This window comes from Wolbachia endosymbiont of Nasonia giraulti (assembly GCF_048054155.1).
GTDB classification, from domain to species: domain Bacteria; phylum Pseudomonadota; class Alphaproteobacteria; order Rickettsiales; family Anaplasmataceae; genus Wolbachia; species Wolbachia pipientis_C.
Window position 1 is genome coordinate 1 of sequence record NZ_JAFEVH010000021.1, and the last position, 11266, is coordinate 11266.

At 33.6% G+C, this 11266-nt stretch carries 9 protein-coding genes, 1 tRNA gene and 2 pseudogenes; 3 read left to right on the forward strand and 9 right to left on the reverse strand.

The features are described 5' to 3' along the window. Positions 1–47: 47 nt before the first annotated feature. The 7 genes from JR312_RS03830 to JR312_RS03860 all read right to left on the reverse strand — a co-directional run bounded on the left by JR312_RS03830 (position 48) and on the right by JR312_RS03860 (position 7338). Complete coding sequence (locus JR312_RS03830; protein WP_416647776.1) at positions 48–2063, reverse strand: type IV secretory system conjugative DNA transfer family protein; 2016 nt, start codon at positions 2061–2063, stop codon at positions 48–50. A gap of 30 nt (positions 2064–2093) precedes the next feature. After that, a complete protein-coding gene (gene virB11 / locus JR312_RS03835; protein ID WP_264330526.1) occupies positions 2094–3086 on the reverse strand; it encodes a P-type DNA transfer ATPase VirB11 in 993 nt (330 codons plus the stop codon). A 1-nt stretch (position 3087) separates the two neighbouring features. Further along, positions 3088–4596: a TrbI/VirB10 family protein gene (locus tag JR312_RS03840; RefSeq protein WP_416647777.1), complete on the reverse strand. Its 1509-nt coding sequence runs from the start codon at positions 4594–4596 to the stop codon at positions 3088–3090. Between the two features lie 16 nt (positions 4597–4612). Next, positions 4613–5404 carry a P-type conjugative transfer protein VirB9 gene (gene virB9 / locus JR312_RS03845; protein ID WP_019236950.1) on the reverse strand — a complete coding sequence of 264 codons (792 nt, stop codon included), beginning with the start codon at positions 5402–5404 and terminating at the stop codon, positions 4613–4615. Continuing rightward, entirely contained in the window at positions 5391–6071 is a 681-nt protein-coding gene (locus JR312_RS03850; protein WP_006012531.1) for a VirB8 family type IV secretion system protein, read from the reverse strand. Before JR312_RS03850 ends, virB9 begins: the two co-directional genes overlap by 14 nt. A gap of 72 nt (positions 6072–6143) precedes the next feature. Then, on the reverse strand, positions 6144–7229 hold the full coding sequence (locus JR312_RS03855; RefSeq protein WP_416647778.1) for a GTP cyclohydrolase II: 1086 nt from the start codon (positions 7227–7229) through the stop codon (positions 6144–6146). A gap of 21 nt (positions 7230–7250) precedes the next feature. Further along, a tRNA-Leu gene (locus JR312_RS03860) sits at positions 7251–7338 on the reverse strand. Positions 7339–7528: 190 nt separating this feature from the next. Between JR312_RS03860 and JR312_RS03865 the strand changes: the two genes are divergently transcribed. The 3 genes and pseudogenes from JR312_RS03865 (at position 7529) to JR312_RS03875 (ending at position 10386) form a co-directional block, all read left to right on the forward strand. Continuing rightward, entirely contained in the window at positions 7529–8764 is a 1236-nt protein-coding gene (locus JR312_RS03865; protein WP_416647779.1) for a metallophosphoesterase family protein, read from the forward strand. 15 nt (positions 8765–8779) lie between these two features. Then, positions 8780–9119 (forward strand): annotated as a pseudogene (locus tag JR312_RS03870) (transposase); the annotation flags it as partial. A 253-nt stretch (positions 9120–9372) separates the two neighbouring features. Then, positions 9373–10386, forward strand: a complete 1014-nt coding sequence (locus tag JR312_RS03875; protein WP_416647780.1) for a hypothetical protein — start codon at positions 9373–9375, stop codon at positions 10384–10386. A gap of 5 nt (positions 10387–10391) precedes the next feature. Here JR312_RS03875 and dcd read toward each other — a convergent pair whose 3' ends face one another. Next, positions 10392–10949 carry a dCTP deaminase gene (dcd, locus tag JR312_RS03880; RefSeq protein ID WP_006012513.1) on the reverse strand — a complete coding sequence of 186 codons (558 nt, stop codon included), beginning with the start codon at positions 10947–10949 and terminating at the stop codon, positions 10392–10394. Positions 10950–11020: 71 nt separating this feature from the next. Then, positions 11021–11224: pseudogene (locus JR312_RS03885) on the reverse strand (TrkH family potassium uptake protein); the annotation flags it as partial. Positions 11225–11266: the final 42 nt, after the last annotated feature.

Here is an 11266-nt window from a genome sequence, read left to right on the forward strand (position 1 = left end):
TATTACTTTTTTTTCGGTTTGACACACTTTTTTGAACGTTCCCAAAATTAACCTCTATCCTCGATTTTATTGCCGTCTAGTTTGTCCTCATCTTCAAATTCATCATCGTCAAATTCATCCTTACCGTCTTCATCATCAAACCCATCATCGTCTTCCTCATCATCAAACCCATCACCACCTTCAAACTTATCATCAATATCCTCGTCTTCAAACCCATCTTCAATCTCTGGCTCATCGTATATTGCATCTTCAGTTTTAGCTTCAACAGGATAATCAGCAGCTTCAATAGCATTACTCTCTTCTTCATTACTAATCTTATCTTTGTTAGCAGCAGAAAAGACCTTGTTTGGATCATATGGCTCTTGTGTAGGCACACGTGTTGGTTTAATCAGCCTCCTTGTGAATGTGCTATCACTATAGTACAAAATTTTCTTTGACTTAATTGGATAAGTCGACTCTATCAAAATTATTTGATCATCACGTGGCAGCATAATAATTTCTTGAGGTAAGAGCAATGCTCTCTGTGTTTCAGAGATATGCAATGATCTTGATGCAGGATTCAAGTCTAAAAATTTAGGTTTGTTTAATGATTCTTGTTGTACAGTTTTGTTTCCTATAAGCTGAGATATCAAATTAGCCGTTTCAATATTATTGGCTGCAAAAGTTATTCTATAGGTTGAGTTTGATAAAAAGGAGTTCATTCCTGCTTCTTCATATATTCCTTTAAGCTGTTCAGTATCTTGAACAATTAAAAATAACCTTACTCGATAGCCACGAAAGTATGCGATGCCCGTTTGAAATTGCTCCATTTTTCCAAGTGTTGGAAACTCATCCATTAAAAATAATACGCCGTAAGGCTCGTCATCCGATGGCAATTTTCTACATAAAAACTCAGTTGCCTGTTGGTAAAAAACCTGCATTAAAGGCCTGAGCCTAGTTAAGTTATCAGGAGTTAAACCAACATAAACTGTAGTTTTCTTCTTTTTAAAATCCAAAATATTAAAATCACTTGATGCAGTTGCAGTATCGATCAATGGGTTTGCCCACAATTCAAGCGACGAGTTCATAGTTGACACAACACCTGATCTTTCTTTGTCAGCCTTTTGCAAAAAAGCTGCAATGTTCATATACGCTACCGGATGTATTATTTTACCCATTGTGTCCAAAACTACAGCAAGATTGTAAACTACGTCATCGCTACGCATCGTACGCACAACCTCACCAAAAGATTTAACTTTCTCTGGTGCAGCAAGTAAATATAGTACCACCCCAACAAATAAGCTTCTTGCTTCGTTTTGCCAAAAATCTTGTTCAGGCATGATTAGGTTAGCTATTTTTTGCACATCGTCAACCATCTGTCCAGGTTTTTCACTAATCCATTCCAGTGGATTATAACAATGGCTTACCCCATCTGGCTGCGCTGGGTTCCATACATATACTTTTTGTCCTTGTCGCTCTCGCCAACCACTTGTTATTTCATAGTTTTCTAATTTTATATCATGCACAATTACCGAATCATTCCAAAATAACAAATTAGGAATTACAAAACCAACACCTTTACCAGAGCCTGTAGGTGCAAAGAGCAATGCATGCTGAAACCCATCAGCAATAAAATATCCTCTCTTATCTTTACCAAGCAATAGACCTTTTTTGCTTCTTAATCCCGCTTTTCGTACGTCTTTCTCTGATGCCCACTGTGAATCTCCATGAAGTGATTCTTTCTTTTTAAATGGCCGCCACTCAATTAGTCTTTCTCTCACATTCCACAAAATAATCATCAAAACAATTTGAGGCAGTAGAGAAGATACAACTAATTTAATTTTGAGCTCAAAGCTATATAGCTCTGGATGATGCCAACAATATTGTATATGATCAAAAATTGTCGGCCAGAGAGCTTGAGGAAAAGGTGTCAAGCTAGGATTAATTGCTCTAAAATCTACACCATCTGGACCGTCAACAAATAGGTAGAATAATATACCAGACAAATAGAAGCAAAATTCAAGTATGCTAAAAGATACTACACCTCCTATGAGAATATTGCGTAGGTGATTTCCATTACTCATAAACTACTTTTTCTTAACTTACGTATAAATTTAAGTATTTTCATTTGAAGATCTAGTAAATAATATTTCAGAAATGCTTCTTTTTCCACCACTGGTCCTTTTGAGTTGAATAACAATGTCAATTACATTTCTAATGTATGGTATGATCTGATCTGGGGGAATTCCAAGATTTGCTTGCATAACCATAAGTTTTATTTGCTCAAGAGCCATTGCCGGACTATCCGCATGAAGAGTTGATATTGACCCTGGGTGGCCAGTGTTTATTGCTCTAAGAAAACTAAAAGCTTCTGCTCCACGCAGCTCACCAACTATTATTCTATCTGGTCTTAAACGTAAACATGCCTCTATCAAATCTTGAGTGGTCACTTTTGCCCTGCCTTGCCCTCCTTTAGAAGAAATTAAATGGACTTTATTGGGATGATCATTCAAAACTATCTCTCTTGCATCTTCAACAGTAATAATTCTTTCTTCAGATGGAATAGCACGCAAAGTAGCATTAGTAAAAGTGGTTTTACCAGTAGAAGTTCCACCACTAATTATGATATTTTTCTTACTTATTACAGCATATTCTAAAAACTCTTTTATTTTTTTTTGTTTCAGTAGCAAATCTAGGTGACGATCTACTGGATTATCGGTCACTCCTATAACAGTTTCAGAAAAAGCCCCCATTTTTTCATAATCATCCAATGCCAATTGCATAGAAGAAGGTTTACGAATTGAAATGACTACTTTATCAGGCTCACATGCTGGAGGAAACACTATCTGTATACGATAACCATTTGGTAATGTAGCTGAAAGCAGCGGTGTCTCTTCGCTCAGTTTTTGTTCTGTAGCTTGAGCAATCAACCTGCTAAGAGATTTTAAATGATTAAGATCAAATATTTCTAACTTTTCGCATCTTATTTCACCGCGATTTTCAATCCATACTTCCTTCGGTTTATTTATTGATATTTCATTTACACCTTCCTCTTGAAATATCCCTTGTAATGGCTCCAAGTATGTATCAAGTGCAGCATAGTTCATTTCAGTTATTTAATATTGACTGTGGAGGAAATACTATATCTTGGTTAACAAATACTTTCAATGCAGTTCCTTGATTAACATAAATAGTTGGTTTTTTATCTACACTCCTATCAACTATATCTCGCATGTCTTTGGAAAAATCATTAATTGATTTTTCAATTGCACTTTCATAAACTGACTTACTTTTTTTCTGAATTTGCTTTAATAATGCCTTCACATCTTCTAAAGTAATAGGGATATCCTCTTCAGTAACTTTTTGACCTGCAAGTGCTGTGCTTAGAACCTTCGCGATCTCTTCTTTCATGATCTCAAATAAATTTTGCTCGCTAGAAGCATCTTGAATTCTACTAATAGCTCTAGGACCTAATTTCCATTCTTCTTTTTTAACGGCTTTAATTGCTGTTTTAATATCACCTTCCCCCAATCCACTTACAATCACTTCTTTGAAAGAGAAAATGTCTATTTCAGTGCCAATGATAGATTTTGCTGCGTCCATAACAGTTAACACATCGACAATATTAGAAGCCTTTTGTCCTATAATAGCTGAACCAATCGAAACACCAGCAAGTGCGACTGAAGAGAATAATGCACTTGCTATTTTATTATCAACTATTCCAGCTATCCCTGCCCTTCCAAGCTCATCGGTACCAGATGATGAAATAGCAACATCTATACCATGAGGAAGAATGATCCTATTCCAATTTATGTTCACGCGGGCTTTTGCAACATTTGAGTCGAATGAATAACCACCTATTAACCTTGAACCTTTTGGTATTAAAATTGTATCACCAGTTTCTGCATAAACGTCTCTACTAACAACAGCACGGAGCATTCCTTGTAAGTCAGAACTTATTGCAGTTTCAAGAATAGCGTCAATAACTTTACCTTGAATAATCATTAAACCAAGCTTTCCAGCTTTGGTAGCTTTGCTCGATTGTGCTGAGGTATTGGATAAAACAGCATCTGTAGCTTTACCTTCCCCACTACTACCTGAAATTGCTAACATTTGTGCACTACGTCTGTCTCTAGGATAACCGCCACCCCCTATTGTAGGAAATGAAGTAGGCAAATTGCTAATAACATTACCAGAAGGAAAATTTTGCTTTGGTAAAACAGGTATATTTGACAAGGGAATTTCTTTTAGTTGCTCTTCTTTTTTTGTCACTTCCTCTTTTTTGATTTGTTTTACTTCTGGTATGACTTGTGGAATAGGAAGAGGAGGTAAGGGTGGCAAGAGATCAGTTACTACTCTTTCGGAAACTATTGCATTATCTGGAACTTGTTCTAACTTTCCTCTCAATTCTTGAATGTTTTGCTTTGTTTCCTCTTTTTTAACAATCTCTGGACCCTCTTTATTAGAAGGACTAAAATAAAGATAGTACACTCCACCAACTAAGAGCGCTACCATAACTATCATCAATGCCTTATAACCTTGATTAGAGCCAACTGTTACTACCTTGCTTTCTATCTCTGATTCATCTTCTACACTATTATGCCTTTCTTTACTCATATTATATGTACCACAACTAAAGTGACCTATTTATAACTTCAACTTCACTACCTTCATAACGCATTAATAGCTTTTTATGCACTCCTTTTATTACAACATAATCATCAAATAACAGCCTTTTACAGGATTCGCCTTCTATAAAAATCTGAGGAATTTTATTACTATTTCTAAACTTTAAATAGGTTAAATAACCATCATCGAATAACTCAATTGGAACTATATCTACGTTACCACCTTCATCAATATATGTATAGTTGTACCTCGTATTATTTTCTTGTATTATTTTTTCTGGCTTTTCTGTAATGTATTGCATTTGAGTAGGTAAAGAAACCTCATCTAAATCAACATCAAATTCATCTTCTTCTTGAGGATAATAAAAACGTATTACGTAAGATATATCCTTTTCAACGGAATAATCATGATCCACTTTTTTAGCATCAGTATCTGGGTATTTATCGTAATTTGGTCTTGAAATTAGATCAAAAATGTAATTTCTTTTTTTAGTTGTCGTAATAATCATGTTAGTGCGACTACTGACTTCAAATGGCATGACAAGCAGTTTATTATCATAAGGATTAATTTTCCAACTTGATGCATCACCAACAGCAATATTTTTGACTTTTTCCCCTTCTGCAAACTCAATATAAGAATAGTAACCTTGACTAAAAATTACTGTAAACACCTCATTAGGGCTATATACAAAAGTCTTTATTCTACTATCTACAGAAATAGGTTTATTATTAATAGATGCATTTAAGTTGCCACTTATTAGTAAAGCTAAAACTAACAATATCCTACACATATTCATCATCTACTCTATATGAAATAACTTGAAACCCTAACGGGTTAATATATCTTTGCTGATCATTCATTTCAAGCGATGCATATTTATACGACATCACAACTATCTTATTTTTCCTTGAGGAATTTCCATCTTTTCGTGTAAATTCTATAGAAAATCTCACTTGAAGAGCATCGTTACCTAATTTTTGAATTGAACGAATTTTCAACTCACCTTTAGCATCTGAATATAAATTAAAAAGGTCATTCATATTCTGCGATTTTATATAATTGCTAAATTCACTATATACACTAGGCGAAGAAAACAACCTTACTTTTGTATAATAATTATAATTATAATTATATGGGTCAAAAACCTCCCTTGCTTTTATATACTCTGAAATAAAATAATCGTTCAGCGTTTCATTTGCAGAATATTGTTTTACTGTAACAGGATCAACCAATTGCACTATTCCTGACTTTTTGTCAATTTCTATAACGAATGGCTCAATAGTGCTACTTGTGCTAATTTTAAATATAGCCAATATGCTTACAGAAATTGCAACTAGTAATATTAATGTAAATAAAAGTAAAGTATTTCTCTGAGCAACAACTGTGCTATAGCGACTTGAATTCCAATTTATATCCTTATCCAATGACTCATTACTTTTTTCTTGTTTTAAAAATTTCAGCATCTCAATATTCTTAAAAATCTTAACTTATATTAATTAACATAGCAAGCTAACAAAGTAGTTATAACAAAAAAGCTAATAAACCCTTAATCCATGGCCTAACTTGCCAAATTTTGTTTCCATATATGAATCATTATATTCATTGCGTTCCATAATAAGTGGTATACACTTTGTAACTTCTATACCGTTATTTTTCAACTCTGATAACTTTCTACCATTGTTTGTAAGTAATTGTATTTTGTTAATGTCCAATTTCTTAAGTATTTTAGCTGCAACAGCAAAGCTCCTTTCATCATCTTCAAAACCCAATACTCTATTTGCATCAACAGTATCAAGATTATATTTTCTTTGCATACTGTATGCTCTTAACTTATTAGTTAAACCAATGCCTCTCCCATCTTGCATCAAGTATAATATAATGCCATTCCCAAAGTCGGTCATTATTTGAATCGCTTGATGTAACTGGCTTCTGCAATCACATGATAAGCTGTCTAATAAGTCTCCTGTATAGCATGAAGAATGAATTCTCACTAATGGCTCATTATCTTTATCTGGATTGCCAATGATAATTGCATAATGTTCTCTTCCGCCACTTTTGGTTCTATAAGATATGATATCTACTTCTTGAGTCTGTTTTAAAAATAATGATGTTTTGCACACTTCATACACACTATGATTTTGTTGAAAATCATTCACAAGTAATGTATTTAGTGCAATAATGTCATTTTCTTCACACCAATTTCGCATTTCATGTTTATTCTCAAAAGTCATATCAGCCACTAACGCGTATGGCAATAATTCTGAGAACTTAAGCAAGGCAACAGCATACGCATCTATTGTCTTTGAGCATTGCAACTCTTTTATGCTATCTTCCTTTGAACAGTTTATTAAATGGAGCAGTTCATCAAAATTGCTTATCAATAGACGTTTGCTACTATGTTCTTTACTCTGACATATGTATTTTACCTTACTTGCAGTCAAAGTAACATACACATTACCTGATATAAGCTTATATTGACTAAATAAATTTTTTTCTAAAGTTTCAGCAGCAGCAAGCAATAGATAGTTATTTTCATCATCATATATTAAAATTGGAAGACCACGCCTGACTTCACTGATGGCCCTTTCTACTTTATTTCTACTTTGATTTCCTATAAACATTTCACCTACACCAAAACAACTTGGTGCGGTCGAGAAGACTTGAACTTCCAAGGCTTTGTGAGCCACAGCGACCTCAACGCTGCGTGTCTACCAATTCCACCACGACCGCACTTTATTCTAGTTTCTATATAATTACTTTAAATTACTTAATCATTTTAGGATTTTTCATCTAAAGTGTCAATCTGATACTAGGATAATTTAGGAAATGCCTGTATAATTTAACTATGAATTTTATGGTTACAAACTTTAATCATTTAAGATAATCTTACTACTAATTCTTAATTTAGGTCTTTACACAAATGAAAATAGCTAATATCTTCATTTTTTTAATTCTATCTCTTACAATTAGCTTTTACTCCACTCATGCACAAATATTGTACACATGGTCTCAAATCATTCCAGAAAATAAATTAAGCATACGTGCGATTATAGACAATAACATGTGTCCCATTGCTTACGTCGATAATAAGGCAGTAGAAATGCTAAGTCGCAGCTCAATTAACAATACCGAAACAGTTTGTGAACTGATAGTAGAAACAAATGCTCAAAAAATTAGTATTGACAATATAAAAGTTCCCGTATTAGCGGAAAAGATCAGCAAAATTGCCTTCATTGGCGATACAGGATGTAGAATAAATATGTTATTTCAGCAAGAATGTAATTCTGTAGATAACTGGCCTTTGAAAAAAAATTTAGATTCAATCGCTTTTCATAAACCAGATTTAATTATCCATGTTGGTGATTATCATTATAGACAAACAAAATGTAGAAACACAAAAAAGTGCGGCGATATTTATGGATATAGCAAAGAAGCTTGGTACGCTGATTGGTTTGAGCCTGCAAAAGATATTTTAACACAATCTCCTTTTCTTTTTGTTCGTGGAAATCATGAGAGTTGTAATAGAGCTTATGAAGGATGGTTCAGATATTTAGATTCATACCCCTTTTTCCCTCAAAAATGTGAAGATCTTATTTCCAGTTGGTTCTTAGATGCTGGGCCGATGAAGTTTTTTATCTTCGACTCTTCATCCGGTGAGGAAATTTTTACAACCCAAAGCACAGTTGATGCTTTTGAGAGGCAGTTTGATAAATTGATACAAGATAAGCCCACGTGGTTTTTGACTCATAAACCGCTTTGGAGATCTCCAAAAAAAGAATTTTTGACATTAAAAAGCCATGGTAATCTTACACAAATTGAAGCTTTTGGAGATAAATTTCCAAGCAATGTTACTACCATAGTTTCTGGCCACATTCATATAGCCCAGATTTTATTAATGGATAATGTTCCAGATCAGATTATAGTTGGAAACGGCGGTGCATTATTACACGCTCAAGATCAAGAACCTGTTTATCAAAACGTAGAATTTAACTATCCAAATAGTAGAAATTACTTAGCACACGAAGTTAGAAACTTTTTCGGCTTTGGCTTTGCAATATTAGGTTTAGACGATCACAAATTTACTTTCTATAACCAAGATAATAAGGAAATGTATTCTGCAAACCTAACGAAAGACTTTAAACTTAAAACAAATTAAAATTAGGACTATTTAAGGACGCAGAAAAAACGTGCTGAGCTTAAAAAACTCATAGCAACAAAAAACACTGAAATTCTTGTATATATCGACTAATCTGGAATTGATAACACAAAAGTCAGCGTATTGTATGATTGCAGCTTTGAATAAGGGAAAAATTATGGCGCCTATGATTTTTAAAAGCTACTGCGATACAGACGTTTTTAATAGCTGGTTCAAGCTTTTTGCTGGGTGATTTTGGATAATGCAACTTTTCATAGAAAATAAGTGAATTTGTTAAAAGTGTTAGTGCTGAAGTTATATATCTGCCTCCATATTCTCCTGATTTTAATCAAACCATTGGTCTGTTATAAAAAATTGAGCCAGAAAGAATATCCACCTGTTCGAACTATTAGAAAAAGAGCTATATATGAGCATGTTTTAGCACAGACATTATTTTGTAACTAGGCGAATGCAATCAGTGTTAGCTGCTTGAGAGGATATCAATTAATAAAGAAATGCATCTATAATAATTAGACGAAAGAATGAAAAAGTACAGAAGTAGAAATGTGAGTTGAAAAAATAAGAGAAATATAATATATTGACGATAGTGAGACTATTTAAAATTAATTATGCCAGTAGTAGTAAATACACCAGGTAACATACAAAGAACGTCAAAATTAAGAGATATTTTACTAGCCCCTGTGAGGTGGCTAGTCATTGGTTTAGCTGTAGTATTACTAATAGCATCTATTGTTCTTGTTCTAGCATTAACTCTAGTCGCTCAAGCATTGAGTAAGCTATATCTTTTTGCAGGAGGCAAATTACCAGAATGGTTAGAGCAAAGAACTGAAGCATTTATGGAGGCAGCGCGTATCCCACAAACAACGCATGATACTAATGTAAATGATGCAATTAATATTAACGTTCAAAAGCTAAAAGAAAACTATGGCGAGCCTGATGTTGATGATAAGTTTATAAAGGAAATAGAAGGATTTATTGATCAGTTAGAGTGCATAGCAAATGGCATACAAAAAGCTGTAGATAAAGATCAACTCACATCAGATGAGAAAAAACATGCACTTGAGTGCCTAAAGCGTATAAAAAATGACCCTAATTCACATAGTGGAAGTGGATTAAGATTGAAGCAAGTTTTAAGTTTGGTTTGGAAAGCTTGTAAGGATAAAAATAAAAAAAGTACTGATAATAATATAGATATTAATACCCGCATATCACAGAGAAAATATCAACTGGTTAAACATTTAGTAGAATCGCAAACAGAATATGGAGTACTTGTTGGCAGTGCATGTTTTACTGGTACCTTTAACAGTATTGTCTCTTCCTTGTACACTTTTGAAGAGTTTTTCTTCTTGCAAAGAGCGGATAAGGCTACTGTAAAACAAGAATTTCAAAATGAGCTACAAAAAAAAGGTGAAGAATTATTTAATCAGCTTGCCAATGATGAAGAAAAAAAAGAAGTTGTAAAAGCTTTAAGTAATCCTTCTACAAATTTCTTTATTAGCTTTATAGAATCATTTAAAGATCACTCTGCACGTGCAGTTTTAGGTGATAAAAAATGCGATGAACTAATAAAAGAAAATTTTGCTAATCTTCAATACAAAAAATCAATATCTAGCTTTATCTAAAGTAATCACTTAACTAACGGCAAAGTGATACCATGTTGATTCATATATTTTCCTTTCATATCATCATATGACTTCTCACACTCACTTTCGCCGCTTAAAAACACAAATTGGCATGCTCCTTCATTAGCGTAAATTTTTGCAGGAAGTGGAGTAGTGTTAGAGAATTCAAGTGTGACGTGACCTTCCCATCCAGGCTCTAAAGGTGTAACGTTTACTATAATACCACATCTTGCATAAGTTGATTTACCAACACAAATTACCAGTACATTCCTTGGTATACGAAAATATTCCACCGTGCTGGCGAGTACAAAACTATTTGGTGGGATTATACATACATCTGTTTCCTTATCTATGAAACTATTCTCAGAAAAATTCTTGGGGTCTACAATAGCTGAATTAACATTAGTAAAAATCTTAAACTTATTACTAACTCTTGCATCATAGCCATAAGATGATAATCCGAAAGATACAACACCCTTACTGCTTTTATGATTCACAAAAGGCTCTATCATTCTAGAGTTTTCAGCCTTTTCCCTTATCCATTTATCTGGCATAACTGCCATAATTGTCCTTTAAAGTTTTGTAATACTTATAATAATATGTAATAGAATTTAAATGTAAACCTGAATTAGCGTTACACTCTGGAATGGCAAAGTTTCCAGTATAAACTACCTATACAAAAATAAATTGGCAATATTTCAAGCCTGCCAAGCAGCATCAAAAACGATAGAAATAGCTTTACTCCACCACTAAAGGAGGAATAATTACCTGAAGGACCTATTAGGTTACTAAATCCTGGGCCAGAATTTGTAAGCATTGCAGAAACAGAGCTGATGCTATAGTATTTTCTAAAATGGATGATAAAGTTCCATTATGGTAT

What these genes read in the sequence shown, in the direction of transcription:
- JR312_RS03830 (WP_416647776.1), bottom strand. Translation starts at nt 2,063, where the DNA reads ATGAGTAATGGAAATCACCTACGCAATATTCTCATAGGAGGTGTAGTA.
- virB11 (WP_264330526.1), bottom strand. Translation starts at nt 3,086, where the DNA reads ATGAACTATGCTGCACTTGATACATACTTGGAGCCATTACAAGGGATA.
- JR312_RS03840 (WP_416647777.1), bottom strand. Translation starts at nt 4,596, where the DNA reads ATGAGTAAAGAAAGGCATAATAGTGTAGAAGATGAATCAGAGATAGAA.
- virB9 (WP_019236950.1), bottom strand. Translation starts at nt 5,404, where the DNA reads ATGAATATGTGTAGGATATTGTTAGTTTTAGCTTTACTAATAAGTGGC.
- JR312_RS03850 (WP_006012531.1), bottom strand. Translation starts at nt 6,071, where the DNA reads ATGCTGAAATTTTTAAAACAAGAAAAAAGTAATGAGTCATTGGATAAG.
- JR312_RS03855 (WP_416647778.1), bottom strand. Translation starts at nt 7,229, where the DNA reads ATGTTTATAGGAAATCAAAGTAGAAATAAAGTAGAAAGGGCCATCAGT.
- JR312_RS03865 (WP_416647779.1), top strand. Translation starts at nt 7,529, where the DNA reads ATGAAAATAGCTAATATCTTCATTTTTTTAATTCTATCTCTTACAATT.
- JR312_RS03875 (WP_416647780.1), top strand. Translation starts at nt 9,373, where the DNA reads ATGCCAGTAGTAGTAAATACACCAGGTAACATACAAAGAACGTCAAAA.
- dcd (WP_006012513.1), bottom strand. Translation starts at nt 10,949, where the DNA reads ATGGCAGTTATGCCAGATAAATGGATAAGGGAAAAGGCTGAAAACTCT.